The sequence below is a fragment of the Streptomyces sp. NPDC029122 genome, from assembly GCF_055569445.1.
Genome location: NZ_JBVHWK010000003.1, coordinates 142,227 through 157,915 on the forward strand (window position 1 = coordinate 142,227; position 15,689 = coordinate 157,915).

A 15,689-nucleotide genomic window follows, 5' to 3' on the forward strand; every position below is an offset into this window, starting at 1 on the left:
TGGGGTGCCTCAGCCGTCCAGCTGGGCGAGCCCCTCGGTGGCGATCCGCTCGAAGACGGCCTCGTCGGCGGCGAAGTCGGACTCCGGGATCGGCGCGTGGATGACCAGCTCGGTGAAACCCAACGCGCGGTGGCGGCCCGCGAAGTCGACGAACGCGTCCACCGACTCCAGCATGGTGCTGCGCTCCGGGGTGAAGCCGGTCAGCAGCACCTTCTCGATGGAGTCCGAGTCCCGTCCGATCTCCGCCAGGGCCTTCTCAAGACGCCCGTGCTGGACGCGCAGGGCCTCCAGCGACTGGTCGGGCGTGCCCTCGAAGACCTTCGGGTCGCCGGCGGTCACCCAGGCCTGGCCGTGGCTCGCCGCGAGCTTCACACCGCGCGGACCGGTGGCCGCGACGGCGAACGGCAGGCGCGGGCGCTGGACGCACCCGGGAATGTTGCGTGCCTCGTGGGCGGAGTAGAAGGTGCCGTGATGGGTGATCGCCGGCTCGGTCAGCAGCCGGTCGAGCAGCGGTACGAACTCCGCGAAGCGGTCCGCCCGCTCGCGCGGGCTCCACTCCTCCTGTCCCAGCGCGGTCGCGTCGAAGCCGTTGCCGCCCGCGCCGATGCCGAGGGTGATGCGCCCACCCGAGATGTCGTCCAGCGACATCAGGTCCTTGGCCAGGGTGACCGGGTGGCGGAAGTTCGGCGAGGTGACAAGGGTGCCCAGGCGGATCCGCTCGGTGACGGAGGCGGCAGCGGTCAGGGTGGGCACCGCGCCGTACCAGGGGCCGTCGCGGAAGGTCCGCCAGCTGAGGTGGTCATAGGTGTAGGCGGTGTGGAACCCGAGGCTCTCGGCCCGCTCCCACTGGTCTCGGCCTCCCTCGTGCCACGGACGTACCGGCAGGATCACAGTGCTCAGGCGCAGAGTCATGCCTGCGAGCGTACGGTGGTCCGTGGCGCGTACACCAACCACTCCTCGATCATCAGGGGGCCCCGGGCGTTCGTCGCGGACGCCTGTTCCACGTGAAACATCTGCCGGAGCAGCACGAGCCCGGGCATGTTTCACGTGAAACATGTGCTGGAGCCGCCCAGCCCGAGCGTGTTTCACGTGAAACACCTGCGGGCCCCACGGTTTCACCCTCGGTACTCCGCGGTGGAGGCCGGGGGAGCGACCTCTCTTCCCGATCATGGTCCGGCGGCAGGGGCCCATGGGCGAAGATGGAGCGGTGACCTCGGCTTCCCAGCGCCCGGACGGGCCCACCCCCGTACCCCGGCTCATCGCCACCGATCTCGACGGCACCCTGCTGCGCGACGACAAGTCCGTCTCGCTCCGCACGGTCGCCGCGCTCGCCGCTGCCGAGGAGGCCGGGATCGAGGTCTTCTTCGTCACCGGCCGCCCGGCCCGCTGGATGGACGTGGTCAGCGACCACGTCCACGGACACGGCCTGGCGATCTGCGCGAACGGCGCCGCCGTCGTGGACCTCCACGCCGGACGGGAGTTCGTGCAGGTCAGGGCCCTGCCCCGGGCCACCGCCCGCACGGTCGTGACCACCCTTCGGGAGGCTGCTCCCGGCACTTCCTTCGCGGTCGAGATGACCACCGGCATCAACTACGAGCCGGGCTACCCGCCGTTCTTCCAGGACCCCGGGGCCACCGTCGCCACCGCCGAGAAGCTGCTCCACGAGGAGCCGGAGGACCGTGCGGCGCCCGTGCTGAAGCTGCTCGCGCACCACGCGGATCTGGCCCCGGACGAGTTCCTCTCCCTGGCCCGGTCCGCCGCCGGCGCCTACGCCTCGATCACCCGCTCCAGCCCGACCGCCCTGCTGGAGATCAGCGGGCTCGGCGTGTCCAAGGCCAGCACGCTGGAGCTGTGCTGCGCCGAGCGCGGCATTTCCCCCGCCGAGGTCGTCGCCTTCGGGGACATGCCGAACGACGTGGAGATGCTCCGCTGGGCCGGAACCTCGTACGCGATGGGCAACGCCCATCCGGATGTGATCGCGGCCGCGTCCGGCCGTACGGTCGCCAACAACGAGGACGGGGTCGCCGTCGTCATCGAACAGATCCTGGCCGCACAGGCCGCACGCGGCTGAGCCGCCTCGCCCGGCCGCCCGCCAGGGCTCACAGCGGGGCCTCCCACACCAGGGTGGTCCCGCCACCGTCCTCCCCGACGCCCGGTCCGTACCAGCTGGACCCGCCGAGCGACTCCGCCCGGCGGCGCAGGTTCCGCAGCCCGCTGCGGCGGCCGCCCTCCGGCATGCCCACCCCGTCGTCCGCGACCTCCAGCCGTACCCCGGGCCGGCCCTCGGGCAGGCTGACGGTGGAGTCGACCAGCACCTCGATCCGGGACGCGCCCGCGTGCCGGAACGCGTTCGACAGGGCCTCGCGCAGGGCGGCGATCAGGTTCTTGCCGACCAGCTCGCCGACGGCCGTGTCGACCGGGCCGACGAAGCGGTGCGCGGGCTTGAAGCCCAGCGGCACGGCCGCCATGTTGATCTCCCGCAGCACCCGGGTGCGCAGACCCGACGGCGCCTCCGCGGGGCCCTGCTGGAGCGCGAAGATCGCGGTGCGGATCTCCTGGATCGTCACGTCCAGCTCGTCCACGGCCTTGCCCACCCCGTCACGGACCTCCGGGACGACGGAGCGGCGCTGCGCGCCCTCCAGCATCATCCCGGTGGCGAACAGCCGCTGGATGACCAGGTCGTGCAGGTCCCGGGCGATCCGGTCGCGGTCCTCGAACACCGCGAGCCGCTCGCGGTCGCGCTGCGCCTCGGCCATCATCAGCGCCAGGGCCGCCTGGGAGGCGAACTGCGTGGCCAGGGTCCGCTCCGCCTCGGTGAAGGGCCTCTCGCCCCGGGACCGCGGGGTGACCAGCGCACCCAGCACACGCCCGCCACTGTGCAGTGGCAGCATCATGCAGGGTCCGTACTGGCTGGTCAGCCTGCTGACCGTGCGCGGATCGGCGGCGGCGTCCTCCACGAAGACCGGCTCACCCCGCAGCAGCTCCTCCACCACCGGGCTCTCCGCGGGAACGACCACGCCGAGCGAGGTGGCCGGGTCGTCCGCGGAGACCGCGACGATCTCCATGCCGCCCTCCTCGGCCGGCAGCATCACGATCCCCGCGGCGGAGTCGGCCAGACGGCGGGCCTGTTCGGCCACCACCGCGAGGGCGTCGTCGGCGTCCCCGCCGGACAGCAGGGCGGTGGTGACGGCGACCGAGCCGTCGATCCAGCGTTCGCGCTGGGTGGCGGCCTCGTACAGCCGGGCGTTGCCGATGGCAATGCCCGCCTCGGTGGCCAGCACCCGGACCATGTGGACGTCGTAGTCGCTGAACTCGACGCCGCCGTTCTTCTCGGCGAGGTAGAGGTTCCCGAAGATCTCCCCCTGCACCCGGATCGGGACGCCGAGGAAGGTCTTCATGGGCGGATGGTGCGCGGGAAACCCCGCCGACCGGGGGTCCTTCGTCAGATCGGTGAGCAGCACGGTGTCGGAATGGGAGATGAGCGCGCCGAGCAGGCCGCGCCTGCCGTCCGGACGGTGCCCGATCCGGTCTGCCAGCTCCCCGCTGACGCCGAAGGTGACGAAGTCCGAGAGCCCCGGTCCGTCCGTGTCGACGACCCCGATCGCCGCGTAGCGGGCGTCCGCGAGTTCGGCGGCCGTCTCGCAGATGCGGTCGAGGGTGGAGTGCAGTTCGAGGCCGGTACCGACCGAGCGCATGGCCTCCAGCAGCTGCGGGACGCGCGCGGTCAGCTCGGTGGACAGCCCGTGCAGGCTGCGCGTGGCCTGGGCGGCGGCCTCCAGGGGACCCGGTGCGCCCCCACCGGATTCCGGTGATTCCTGCGACTCCTGCACTGACATGCTCTTGACCCTAGTTAGTCCCGTTTAGGAGGGAAAGTCAGCCCCCAGTACGGGCGAGGGACCGATCCGCCTCCCGTTCCCGCTCCAGGAGGCGCCGCAGCGGTCCCTCGACCGCCGCCAGCTCGGCGTAGCCGCCCCGCTGTACGACTTCTCCCCGGTCCAGTACGAGTACCTCGTCCACCGCCGTCAGCCCTGCGAGCCGGTGGGTGATCAGTACGGTGGTCCGGCCCTCGGTGGCCGCCAGCAGATCCGCCGTCAGGGCGTCCGCGGTCGCCAGGTCCAGGTGCTCGGCCGGCTCGTCCAGGACGAGGACGGGGAAGTCCGCGAGCAGTGCCCGCGCCAGGGCCAGCCGCTGGCGCTGCCCGCCGGAGATCCGCTCCCCGTGTTCCCCGACCAAGGTGTCCAGCCCGTCCGGAAGGCCGTCGGCCCACTCCAGCAGCCGGGCCGCGGCGAGCGCCTCGCGCAGCTGCTCCTCGCTCGCGTCCGTACGGGCCAGCCGCAGGTTCTCGCGCACCGAGCTGTCGAAGAGGTGCGCGTCCTGGGCACACAGGCCCACGATCCGGCGTACGTCGTCGCCGTCGAGCGCGCGCACGTCGGTCCCGCCCACCGTGTACGTGCCTTCGCGCGGGTCCAGGAACCGCAGCAGGACCTGCGCCAGCGTGGTCTTGCCCGACCCCGACGGCCCGACGACGGCGATGCGCCGGCCGGCCTCCAGGGTCAGGTCCAGCCCGTGCAGCGCGTCCCGCTCCTGCCCGGCGTGCCGGGCGGCGAGCCCCGTCAGCCGCAGCGGGAACGGTGAGGCCGGCAGCACCCCGGGCTCGGCCGGCTCCGCGACGGGCACCGGAGCGTCGATGACCTCGTACACCCGCTCGGCACTGCGCCGTACCCGCTGGCGGTACTGGACGGCCAGCGGGAGCCCGCTGACGGCCTCGAAGGCGGCGAGCGGGGTCAGCACCACCACCGCCATGGCCACCCCGGACAGCCTGCCGTCCGCGACCGCCTCCGCACCGGCGAGCGCGGCGCACACCACCGTGAGCCCGCACACCAGGGCGGACAACCCGCTCCCCAGCCCGGTGGCCGCGGCCCCGCGCGAGGCGATCCGCGTCAGCACGCCGTCGCTCTCCCGCGCCCGCTCCTTCCGGCCGGTCAACGCCCCCGCCACCGTCAGTTCGGCGGTACCGGTCAGCAGGTCGGTGACCCGGGTGGCGAGTTCCCCGCGAGCGGGAGCCAGCCGCCGCTCGGCACGCCGCGCGCAGGCCCCGCTGAGCAGCGGCACCCCGACCCCGGCCGCGAGGAGCCCCGCCGCGAGCGCGGCCCCCGCCTCCGGCAGCATCCAGGCGGTGAACGCCACCGACCCGGCGCCGACGAGCACCGCGGTGCCGACGGGGAGGAGCCAGCGCAGCCAGTAGTCCTGGAGCGCGTCGGCATCGGCCACCAGCCGCGACAGCAGGTCCCCGCGCCGCTGCTCGCGCAGTCCGGCGGGGGCGATCCGCTCCAGCCGCCGGTACACCGAGACCCTCAGGTCGGCGAGCATCCGCAGGACGGCGTCGTGCGACACGAGCCGCTCGGCGTAGCGGAAGACGGCCCGTCCGATGCCGAAGGCCCGCGTCGCCGTGACGGCCACCATCAGGTACAGCACCGGCGGCTGTTCGGAGGCCCTGGAGATCAGCCACCCGGAGACGGCCATCAGCCCGACGCTGCTGCCCACGGCCAGCGCCCCGAGGAGCAGCCCCAGCCGGAACCGGCCCTGCCAGGCCGCGGCCACGGCCCGCACCCGCCGCAGCGGGTCACCGCCCGAGCCGGCCCCGCCGGCGTTCCCGCCGCCCCGGCCGCCCTCGGTCCCTTCGGGTGCGGCTCCGAGGATCCACTCCCCGGGGCCGGAGTTCGCCGCCGCCCCGCGCGCAGCCGTCCCGGTGGCGGCGTCGTGGGCAGCACCGGTGGCAGCTCCCGCAGCCGAGTCCGCCGCAGGGCCCGCAGCCGCGTCCGCCGCGGCATCCCGGGCCGTCTCCGCCGCGGCGCCGGATGCCGCGACCGGCCGGGCGGGGGCGCCCTCGCCCACCGCCACCACCCGGTCCGCCACCGCCAGGAGCGCCGGCCGGTGCACCACGAGCAGCACGGTCCGCCCGGCCGCGAGTCGGCGTACGGCATCCACGACGGCGGCCTCGGTCTCCCCGTCCAGGGCTGCGGTCGGCTCGTCCAGCAGCAGCACCGGCCGGTCCGCGAGGAACGCCCGGGCCAGGGCGAGGCGCTGGCGCTGCCCGGCGGACAGCCCGGCCCCGCCCTCTCCGAGCAAGGTCCGCGCCCCGGCCGGCAGGGCCGAGACGAACTCCCACGCCCCGGCATCGCGCAGGGCCGTCTCCACCGCTTCGTCAGCGGCCCCGGGCCGGGCCAGGCGGACGTTCTCGGCGATGGTGCCCGCGAACAGGTGCGGCCGCTGCGGCACCCACGCGATCCGCTCCCGCCACTGTCCGAGGGAGAGTTCCGCCAGGTCCGTGTCCCCGACGCGCACCCGCCCGGCCGTCGGGGTGACGAAGCCCAGCAGGACGTTCAGCAGCGTGGACTTGCCCGCTCCGCTCGGCCCGGTGAGTGCCACGCACTCGCCGGGTCCGACGACGAGCGAGACGGGGCCGGGCGAACTCGCGCCCCGTCCCTCGTACCGGACCTCGACCCCGTCGAGCGAGATCCTCAGTCCCGTGGCCGGCACGCCCGCGCCGCCGCCCGGTGCCGGAACGGAGGTCTTCAGGACCTCGAAGATCTCCTCCGCGGCGGCCAGCCCCTCGGCGGCCGCGTGGTACTGCGCCCCGACCTGCCGCAGCGGCAGATAGGCCTCCGGCGCGAGGATCAGGATGACCAGCCCGGTGTAAAGGTCCAGTTCCCCGTGGACGAGCCGCATGCCGATGGTCACCGCGACGAGCGCCACCGACAGCGTGGCGAGCAGTTCCAGCGCGAAGGAGGAGAGGAAGGCGATGCGCAGGGTACGCATCGTGGCCTGGCGGTAGTCGTCGGTGATCTTTCGGATCGACTCCGCCTGCGCCTTGGCCCGTCCGAACACCTTCAGTGTCGGAAGGCCCGCCACCACATCGAGGAAGTGCCCCGACAGCCGCGACAGCAGCCGCCACTGGCGGTCCATCCGGCTCTGAGTGGCCATGCCGATGAGGATCATGAACAGCGGGATCAGCGGCAGGGTGACCACGATGATGGCCGCCGACACCCAGTCCTCGGTGACGATCCGCGCGAGGATCGCCACCGGTACCACCACGGCGAGCCCCAGCTGGGGCAGGTAGCGGGAGAAGTAGTCGTCGAGCGCGTCGACACCGCGGGTGGCCAGGGACACCAGGGATCCCGTGCGCTGTCCGCTGAGCCAGCCGGGCCCCAGTCCGGTGGCCCGGTCCAGCAGCCTGCCCCGCAGCTCGGATTTCACGGCCGCGCTCGCCCGGTGCGCGGCCAGCTCGGTGAGCCAGGCGACCAGCCCGCGCCCCAGCGCCACCGCCGCGAGCAGCAGCAGTGGCGTCCGGAGCGCGGCACCGTCGAGTCCCCGCTCGAAGGCTCCGACCACGATCTCGGCGACGAGCATCGCCTGACCGACGACCAGCCCCGCCCCGGCCAGTCCGAGGGCCACCACCGCCCCCAGGAAGAGGCGGGTGGAACGGGCGTACCGGAGCAGGCGCGGGTCGATCGGTTTCACGTGGAACATCCCCTCGGCAGGGTCGGGCAGGAGTGACGCGCGGGGCTCAGTGCGCGTCGGCGATGTGCTGCGTGCCGATCCGCTTGCGGAACACCCAGTACGTCCAGCCCTGGTAGAGCAGGACCAGGGGCGTGGCCACGGCGGCGCACCAGGTCATGATCTTCAGGGTGTACGGGGTGGACGAGGCGTTGGTGACCGTGAGGCTCCAGGCATCGTCCAGCGAGGACGGCATGACGTTCGGGAACAGCGTCAGGAAGAGCATCGCGACGGCTGCCGCGATCGTGATCCCGGACAGGGCGAACGCCCAGCCCTCCCGGCCCGCAAGGTTGAACCCGAGGGCCGCGACCAGCGCGAGTACGGCGACGGCCATCGCGACCAGGCTCCAGGCGTCCCCGCGCGAGGCCTGCGTCCAGCTGAGGAAGACCAGGGCCAGCACCGCCGTCACCACACCCAGCCGGGTCGCCAGCGCACGTGCCCGCCGGCGGATGTCCCCGACGGTCTTCAGCGCGGCGAAGACGGCGCCGTGGAAGGTGAACAGAGTGAGGGTGACCAGGCCGCCCAGGACCGAGTAGACGTTGAGCAGGTCGAGGACGTTCCCGACGTACTCCATGTCCCGGTCGATCTTCACGCCCCGCGCGATGTTGGCGAAGGCCACGCCCCACAGGAAGGCGGGGATCAGCGAGGTCCAGAAGATCGCGTGCTCCCAGTTGGCCTGCCACCGCTCCTCGGACCGCTTGTGGCGGTACTCGAAGGCGACGCCCCGGACGATGAGGCAGCCCAGGATGAGCAGGAGCGGCAGGTAGAAGCCGGAGAAGAGGGTCGCGTACCACTCCGGGAAGGCGGCGAAGGTGGCACCGCCCGCGGTGAGCAGCCAGACCTCGTTGCCGTCCCAGACGGGGCCGATCGTGTTGATCAGGACCCGCTTCTCCGTGCGGTCCCGGGCGAGGAGCTTGGTCAGGACACCGATGCCGAAGTCGAAGCCCTCCAGGAAGAAGTAGCCGGTCCACAGGACGGCGATCAGTACGAACCAGACGTCGTGAAGTTCCATGGTGCGGTCTCCTCAGCCTCAGTACGAGAAGGCCATCGGCCGGTCGGGGTTCTTGTCGTCCCCGCCGATCCTGGTGGGCGGGTTGAGATCGGCCTCGGTCAGCTCGGGCGGTCCGGCCTTGACGTACTTCACCAGGAGCCGGACCTCGATCACCGCGAGCACCGCGTAGAGCAGCGTGAAGCCGATCATCGACGTGAGCACCTCGCCCTGCGAGACGTTCGGCGAGACCGCGTCCCTGGTGCGCAGCACTCCGTAGACCACCCAGGGCTGGCGGCCCATCTCGGTGAAGATCCAGCCCCACGAGTTGGCGATCAGCGGGAAGAGCATGGTCCAGAGCGCGACGATCCAGTACAGCCGGGAGAACCGGGGACCGAGCGGCTTCTTGAAGAGGACGAGACGGGGGACCTCGTCCTCACCGGTGTGCAGCGCCGGCGGCAGCAGGAACCGCTTGCGGGTCAGCCACAGCCCGAGCATGCCGATCCCCAGCGAGGCCATGCCAAAACCGATCATCCAGCGGAAGCCCCAGTACGCGACGGGAATGTTCGGGCGGTAGTCGCCGGGGCCGAACTTCTCCTGCTCGGCCTTGTTGACGTCGTTGATGCCGGGGACGAAGGAGCTGAAGTCGCCGTTGGCGAGGAAGGACAGCACGCCGGGGATTTCGACGGCCACCTTGTTGTGGCCCTTCTCCACGTCTCCGTAGGCGAAGACGGAGAAGGGAGCCGGGGCCTCGCCGTCCCAGAGGGCCTCGGCGGCGGCCATCTTCATCGGCTGCTGCTTGAACATCACCTTGGCGAGCAGGTCACCGCTGATCGCGGTGCCCATACCGGCGATGATCATGACGACCAGGCCGAGCCGCAGCGAGCTGCGCATCACCGGGACGTGCTTCTTGCGCGCGAGGTGGAAGGCGGCGATGCCGACCATGAACGCGCCGCCGACGAGGAACGCGGCCGTGATGGTGTGGAAGAACTGGGTGAGCGCCGTGTCCTGGGTGAGGACCGCCCAGAAGTCGGTGAGCTCGGCCCGGCCCCGCTCCCCGTTGAGGCGGTACCCCACCGGGTGCTGCATCCAGGAGTTGGCCGCCAGGATGAAGTAGGCGGACAGGACGGTGCCGAGGGAGACCATCCAGATGCAGGCCAGGTGGATCTTCTTCGGCAGCTTGTCCCAGCCGAAGATCCACAGGCCGATGAAGGTCGACTCGAAGAAGAAGGCGATCAAGGCCTCGAACGCCAGCGGGGCGCCGAAGACGTCCCCCACGAATCGTGAGTAGTCGGACCAGTTCATGCCGAACTGGAACTCCTGGACGATGCCGGTGACGACACCCATCGCGATATTGATCAAGAAAAGCTTGCCCCAGAACTTGGTGGCCCTGAGGTATTTCTCCTTCTCGGTCCGGACCCACGCGGTCTGCAGGCCGGCGGTCAGCGCGGCGAGCGAGATCGTGAGCGGCACGAAGAGGAAGTGGTAGACGGTGGTAATGCCGAACTGCCAGCGAGCCAATGTCTCAGGCGCCAAAGCTAGGTCCACGTCGTCTTCTCCTTGTCGTCGCCGTGGTCACAGCGGGCAGTCTGCCTGGCGGGTTCCCTCCCATACCGGGAGGAAGCAGGACACGCTTGTGAACGCGTTCACATTCACAAGCATTATGACGCACCGCCTGCGGCCGGAATCAGCCGGGGTCCCCTACCGGCCACTAGCCAAGGATTTCAACAGATTGTTGAATGTGGCCATGCAGATTCGAATCTCCTGGCCCGCGGGCCTGCTCACCGCGACCCTCGACGACACCCCGACCAGCAAGGCGCTGGCCGCGGCGCTGCCGATCTCCGCCTCCGCCAACACCTGGGGCGAGGAGGTCTACTTCGACACCGGGGTCTCCGTGGCCTTGGAGGACGACGCCCGGCAGGTCGTCGAGCCGGGCACGGTCGCCTTCTGGACCGAGGGCGACGCGCTCGCCCTGCCCTACGGCCCCACGCCCATCTCGCGCGGGGGCGAGAGCCGCCTGGCGAGCCCCTGCAACGTGCTCGGCTCGTTCGACGGCGACCCCCGCCTCCTGGCCACCATCCGCGACGGCGACCCCGTCCGCGTGGAGCTGGTCTGACGACCGGCCCTGACTACAGCTCTTTGAAGAACGCCTCCGCCGCGTGCAGGAAGAGGTCGTTCGCCTCGGTCTCACCGATCGTGACCCGCAGGCCTTCGCCCGCGAAGGGCCGGACCACCACACCGGCCTTCTCGCAGGCCGCCGCGAAGTCGGCGGTCCGCTCCCCCAGCCGCATCCACACGAAGTTGGCCTGGGTGTCCGGAACCGTCCAGCCCTGCGCGAGCAGCGTCTCGTGCACCCGGTTGCGCTCGCACACCAGCGCCCCGACCCGGCCCATCAGCTCGTCCTCGGCCCGCAGCGACGCGACCGCCGCGTCCTGGGCGAGCTGGCTGACGCCGAAGGGCACCGCCGTCTTCCGCAGCGCCGCGGCCACCGGCTCGTGCGCCACCGCGAAACCGACGCGCAGGCCGGCCAGCCCGTACGCCTTGGAGAACGTCCGCAGCACGGCCACGTTGGGGCGGTCGCGGTAGAGCTCGATGCCGTCCGGAACGTCCGTGTCGCGCACGAACTCCCGGTACGCCTCGTCCAGCACCACCAAGACGTCCGACGGCACCCGGTCCAGGAACCGCTCCAGCTCGGCGCGGCGCACGGCGGTGCCGGTCGGGTTGTTGGGGTTGCAAACGAAGATCAGGCGGGTCCGGTCGGTGATCGCGGCCGCCATCGCGTCGAGGTCGTGGACGTCCCCTTCGGTCAGCGGCACCTGCACCGACTTCGCGCCGGAGATCTGCGTGATGATCGGGTAGGCCTCGAAGGACCGCCAGGCGTAGATGACCTCGTCACCCGGGCCGGCCGTCGACTGGATCAGCGACTGGGCAACCCCCACCGAGCCGGTGCCCGTGGCGATGTGCTCGACCGGTACCCCGAAGCGCTCCGCCAGCTCGTTCACGAGACCCGTGCACGCCATGTCGGGGTAGCGGTTGAACCGGCCGGCGGCCGCGACCGCGGTCTCCAGGACCCCGGGCAGCGGCGGATACGGGTTCTCGTTCGAGGACAGCTTGAACGCGACGGCCCCGCCCGCGGCCGCGGGCTTGCCGGGCTTGTAGGTGGGGATGCCGTCCAGCTCGGCGCGCAGCTTCGGGCTCTTCTCGCTCACCGCAGGTCCTCCTCGACCGTCCCGTCGACGTCTCCGTCGACTCAATACTGCTCACCTTATGAGGATTCCGCCGATCCGAGAATGGCGGGCGCCCGGAACACAGGGGGAGCGCACGCATATATGCGCGCGCCGGTGGCCTGCGCCGTGGCGCGCGTCCCTCGTGCAGGTGAGTTGAGAGCGGCCCTGGACGGCTCCGTTTTGGCATGCTCGTACCCGTCCACAAGCCCCACCCTCAGGACAGAGCGGTAAATTCCTTCAATTCCAAGGTCATTGGGGGTGGCGAACCAAGCAGAATCGTGCCTGTCAACGCGTGCATATGCACCTGAACCACCCTGCCCCGCGAGCCCTACTATCGGCTCGCCATGACAGCAGCAGGGAAGCATCAGGTGAGCCGGACCGAGACCACCCGGCGGGTCGGCGGCCGACAGAGCCGGGCCGGAATCAGGGACGTGGCCGCCGCGGCGGGCGTGTCCATCACAACCGTCTCCGACGCGCTCAATGGCAAGGGGAGGTTGCCGGACGCCACCCGCCGCCACGTTCGCGAAGTCGCCGACCGGCTGGGGTACCGCCCCTCCGCCGCGGCACGCACCCTCCGTACCGGCAAGTCGGGCCTCATCGGCCTGACCGTGACCACGTACGGGGATGAACCTTTCACCTTCACCGAATTCGCGTACTTCGCCGAGATGGCGCGGGCCGCCACCTCCGCCGCGCTCGCCCGCGGCTACGCCCTCGTCATCCTGCCCGCCACCTCACGACACGACGTCTGGTCCAACGTGGCCCTCGACGGCACCGTCGTCATCGACCCCTCCGACCACGACCCGGTCGTCAGCGAGCTGGTCCGCCAGGGCCTGCCCGTGGTCTCCGACGGCAGGCCGGCGGGCACCCTCCCCGTCACCGCCTGGGTGGACAACGACCACGAGGCCGCCGTACTGGGCCTCCTCGACCACCTCGCCGCCGCCGGCGCCCGCCGCATCGGGCTGCTGACCGGAACCACCACCGACACCTACACCCGGCTCTCCACGACCGCCTACCTCAACTGGTGCGAACGCGTCGGCCAGGACCCTGTCTACGAGTCCTACCCCGCCCACGACCCGTGCGCCGGCGCCGTCGCCGCCGACCGGCTCCTCGCCCGCCCCGACCGGCCGGACGCCGTCTACGGGCTCTTCGACCCCAACGGCACCGACCTCCTCGCCGCCGCCCGGCGCTACGGGCTGCGGGTCCCCGAAGACCTGCTCCTCGTCTGCTGCAGCGAATCCACCGTCTACGCCAACACCGAACCGCCCATCACCACACTCTCCCTCAAACCCCGCCGCATCGGAACCGCCGTCGTGCAGCTGTTGATCGACGCGATCGAGGGAGTGGACACCGGACGCCCCGTCGAGCAGGTCGTGCCCACCGAGCTGATCATCCGTACCTCCTCGCAGCGCAGAACGCCCCGGACGACCGTCAGCCCGCCGCGCACACCGGCCCAGGACTGACCTCCGCATCCTCACATCGGCGGGGCCGTCGGCCCCGCCGAGGATTTCAACAACACTGAAATCGGGAGAAAAGGGCAGGAAGGAACGGCTCCGGCCAGGATTCACTACCCCTGGTGCGTCACAGAGCGCGAGCCGCATTCCTATGATGGGCGCACGACATCACGGACCCTCCGCCCAGGAGGTGAGGGGGTCCGCAGGTGTACGGCAGCGCGACGGTGGTGGAGGGGTCGATGACTCAGGGGGCCGGTCAGGGACCCGCGATGCGGACGGACACGCTGCGGGACTTCCGGGTGCCGGTCTCCGAACCCGCGCCGTACACCGCGCCGGCCGCGCTGTCCGGCGAGCCCCCCGTGTACGGCGAGTACCCCGCGTACTACGAGGAGAGCGCGCCCCCCGCGCCCCCTCGGCCCGGGTATTCCCCCGCGCGGCCCGCCATGGCTCCCCACGCCCGCCCCGGCACGGACACCGTCCCGCAGCAGCGCGCCGCGGGCGACGTCGAGTACGAGGACGCCGACGGCGCTGACGACGGCTACACGCCCACGCAGCGCGACCTCCCCGTCATCGGCCGCGGCGCGGCGAGCGGGCCCGGCCACACGGTGCAGGTCCAGTACGTCCCCCAGGAGGTCCCGGGCTCCGGTCCCGGCCCCCTCTACGTCGTCGGTGACGTCCACGGATACCTGGACGAGCTGATCAGCGAACTCCAGGCGCAGCACCTCATCGACGCCGAGTGCCGCTGGTCCGCCGGCAACGCCCGGCTCTGGTTCCTCGGCGACTTCACCGACCGGGGCCCCGACGGCATCGGCGTCATCGACCTCGTCATGCGGCTCTCCGCCGAGGCGGCCGCCGCCGGCGGCTACTGCAAGGCCCTGATGGGCAACCACGAGCTGCTCCTCATCGGCGCCAAGCGCTTCGGCGACACCCCCGTGTCCTCCGGCGCCGGCACCGCCACCTTCCAGGCCGCCTGGCTGCTCAACGGCGGCCAGCGCGCCGACATGGAGCGCCTGGAGGACGTCCACCTCCAGTGGATGTCCCGCCTCGACGCGGCCACCCTGCAGGACGGCCACCTGCTCCTGCACTCCGACACCACCGCGTACCTCGACTACGGCGACTCCATCGAGGACGTCAACGACACCATCCACGAGCTGCTCAACCGCAACGACGCCGACATCACCTGGGACCTCTTCCGCAAGTTCACCAAGCGGTTCGCCTTCCGCGACGAGGAGACCGGCCCCCAGGCCGTACGGGAACTCCTGGCCACCTACGGCGGCGGCCGCGTCGTCCATGGCCACAGCCCCATCCCCTACCTGCTCGGCGAGGTCGGCACCGAGGACGGCGACGACTCCCACGGCCCCGAGGCCGTGGACGGGCCGCACGTGTACGCCGACGGGCTGGCCATCGCCATGGACGGCGGCGTGACGATGGCGGGCAAGCTGCTCGTCGTTCAACTACCTCTGCGCGACTGAGCGTTCTCGGAGCGGGGTATTTCAGCAAAGCCCTTGTCACGGCGTGGCAGGGGCGCTCTACCATCGCTCTATCCGTAGCAGGCTCTCCTCCGTTTACGCCGGATCCCCGGATCTACGCGGGCATACCGGCACGTACGGAGCATCGGGGGATGCACATGACCAGCGCTCCGCACCTGCTCACCGAAGACCGACCGGAGTTCGATCGGCTCCTCGACGAGGCGCTGCGCACCGCGGACCAACGGCCCGAACTCGCCACTCTGGGCGAACGGCTGAACGCCGAACAGCTGCGCACCATGGCCCAGGCCGCCACCACACTGCTGACCGCCGCCGCGGCCGCCGAGTACGACCACTACGTGAAAGTGCGGGAGCAACTGCGCGACGCGGTCCTGTCCGCCCCGGGGACGAGCGCCGAGGACGGCGCCGAGGACCAGGACGACGGGGCCGGCGTGAGCGCGGTGGTCGGCGTACTGGCACCGGTGCTGGCGGGCACCGCGATGCTGATCTTCCTGCTGGTGGGCTACGGCCTCAAGATGATCGAGCCCGCTCCGGCCTTCGCCGAGACGATGCTGACGGCGGGCTGGCTCTTCGGCGGGCTCACCGTGGCCGCCCTGCTCTTCGCGGTGATCGCGCTGCTCGTGACGGCCCTGCGCAACAGCTCCACGGAGGTGGCGGCGGAGGAGAGCGTGTCGATACCCGACGAGCTCTCCCGCGCCCGGGAAGCCTGGCGCAACGCGCTGCTGGAGCGCGGCATCGTGCCCTTCCTGCGCGACGCCCTGGCCGACCCGACCGCCGGACCGGGCTACCCCGTGCCGCGCACCCCGGGCGCCGGGCGCATCCCCAGCCTGGGCTACACCCCGCCGGACTTCACCAGTCCCGGCCGGTCCTCCGAGGGACCCCGCCCCGGCTACAGCTCGCCGGATTTCACCAGCCCGGACTTCGGCGGCACGGGCCACGAACGGGAGTGAGGCCGTCCTCCACCGGGAGGCCGGGCCCG

11 protein-coding genes are annotated in these 15,689 nt (G+C 71.6%); 5 read left to right on the forward strand and 6 right to left on the reverse strand.

Annotated features, from left to right (window positions below; all coding sequences use genetic code 11):
- Positions 1-9: 9 nt before the first annotated feature.
- The gene (locus ACZ4WZ_RS05250) at positions 10-912 is read right to left on the reverse strand and encodes an LLM class flavin-dependent oxidoreductase (RefSeq protein WP_467885281.1); all 903 of its coding nucleotides are present in this window, start codon (positions 910-912) and stop codon (positions 10-12) included.
- A gap of 277 nt (positions 913-1,189) precedes the next feature.
- Between ACZ4WZ_RS05250 and ACZ4WZ_RS05255 the strand changes: the two genes are divergently transcribed.
- A complete protein-coding gene (locus tag ACZ4WZ_RS05255) occupies positions 1,190-2,071 on the forward strand; it encodes a Cof-type HAD-IIB family hydrolase (protein ID WP_467885284.1) in 882 nt (293 codons plus the stop codon).
- Positions 2,072-2,099: 28 nt separating this feature from the next.
- Here ACZ4WZ_RS05255 and ACZ4WZ_RS05260 read toward each other — a convergent pair whose 3' ends face one another.
- The 4 genes from ACZ4WZ_RS05260 to ACZ4WZ_RS05275 are packed head-to-tail and all read right to left on the reverse strand — an operon-like array spanning position 2,100 to position 10,093.
- Positions 2,100-3,836, reverse strand: a complete 1,737-nt coding sequence (locus tag ACZ4WZ_RS05260; protein ID WP_467885286.1) for a sensor histidine kinase — start codon at positions 3,834-3,836, stop codon at positions 2,100-2,102.
- 37 nt (positions 3,837-3,873) lie between these two features.
- The gene (cydD, locus tag ACZ4WZ_RS05265; RefSeq protein WP_467885289.1) at positions 3,874-7,521 is read right to left on the reverse strand and encodes a thiol reductant ABC exporter subunit CydD; all 3,648 of its coding nucleotides are present in this window, start codon (positions 7,519-7,521) and stop codon (positions 3,874-3,876) included.
- 46 nt (positions 7,522-7,567) lie between these two features.
- The gene (gene cydB / locus ACZ4WZ_RS05270) at positions 7,568-8,569 is read right to left on the reverse strand and encodes a cytochrome d ubiquinol oxidase subunit II (RefSeq protein ID WP_467885291.1); all 1,002 of its coding nucleotides are present in this window, start codon (positions 8,567-8,569) and stop codon (positions 7,568-7,570) included.
- Positions 8,570-8,587: 18 nt separating this feature from the next.
- Positions 8,588-10,093, reverse strand: coding sequence for a cytochrome ubiquinol oxidase subunit I (locus ACZ4WZ_RS05275; RefSeq protein ID WP_467885294.1), 1,506 nt, complete (start codon positions 10,091-10,093; stop codon positions 8,588-8,590).
- Between the two features lie 199 nt (positions 10,094-10,292).
- Here ACZ4WZ_RS05275 and ACZ4WZ_RS05280 point away from each other — a divergent pair, with 199 nt between their 5' ends.
- A complete protein-coding gene (locus ACZ4WZ_RS05280) occupies positions 10,293-10,661 on the forward strand; it encodes a cyclophilin-like fold protein (RefSeq protein ID WP_467885296.1) in 369 nt (122 codons plus the stop codon).
- A 13-nt stretch (positions 10,662-10,674) separates the two neighbouring features.
- On the opposite strand, the gene hisC is transcribed toward ACZ4WZ_RS05280, so the two are convergent.
- Complete coding sequence (gene hisC, locus ACZ4WZ_RS05285) at positions 10,675-11,754, reverse strand: histidinol-phosphate transaminase (protein WP_467885299.1); 1,080 nt, start codon at positions 11,752-11,754, stop codon at positions 10,675-10,677.
- A gap of 362 nt (positions 11,755-12,116) precedes the next feature.
- Between hisC and ACZ4WZ_RS05290 the strand changes: the two genes are divergently transcribed.
- The 3 genes from ACZ4WZ_RS05290 (at position 12,117) to ACZ4WZ_RS05300 (ending at position 15,660) form a co-directional block, all read left to right on the forward strand.
- On the forward strand, positions 12,117-13,232 hold the full coding sequence (locus ACZ4WZ_RS05290) for a LacI family DNA-binding transcriptional regulator (protein ID WP_467885302.1): 1,116 nt from the start codon (positions 12,117-12,119) through the stop codon (positions 13,230-13,232).
- Between the two features lie 215 nt (positions 13,233-13,447).
- A complete protein-coding gene (locus tag ACZ4WZ_RS05295) occupies positions 13,448-14,695 on the forward strand; it encodes a metallophosphoesterase (RefSeq protein WP_467885906.1) in 1,248 nt (415 codons plus the stop codon).
- Positions 14,696-14,844: 149 nt separating this feature from the next.
- Entirely contained in the window at positions 14,845-15,660 is an 816-nt protein-coding gene (locus tag ACZ4WZ_RS05300) for a hypothetical protein (RefSeq protein WP_467885305.1), read from the forward strand.
- The last annotated feature ends 29 nt before the right edge of the window (positions 15,661-15,689 follow it).

Coding starts and splice junctions, on each gene's coding strand:
- ACZ4WZ_RS05255 (WP_467885284.1), top strand. CDS start 1,190: ATGGGCGAAGATGGAGCGGTGACCTCGGCTTCCCAGCGCCCGGACGGG.
- ACZ4WZ_RS05300 (WP_467885305.1), top strand. CDS start 14,845: ATGCACATGACCAGCGCTCCGCACCTGCTCACCGAAGACCGACCGGAG.
- ACZ4WZ_RS05290 (WP_467885302.1), top strand. CDS start 12,117: ATGACAGCAGCAGGGAAGCATCAGGTGAGCCGGACCGAGACCACCCGG.
- ACZ4WZ_RS05280 (WP_467885296.1), top strand. CDS start 10,293: ATGCAGATTCGAATCTCCTGGCCCGCGGGCCTGCTCACCGCGACCCTC.
- ACZ4WZ_RS05250 (WP_467885281.1), bottom strand. CDS start 912: ATGACTCTGCGCCTGAGCACTGTGATCCTGCCGGTACGTCCGTGGCAC.
- ACZ4WZ_RS05260 (WP_467885286.1), bottom strand. CDS start 3,836: ATGTCAGTGCAGGAGTCGCAGGAATCACCGGAATCCGGTGGGGGCGCA.
- cydB (WP_467885291.1), bottom strand. CDS start 8,569: ATGGAACTTCACGACGTCTGGTTCGTACTGATCGCCGTCCTGTGGACC.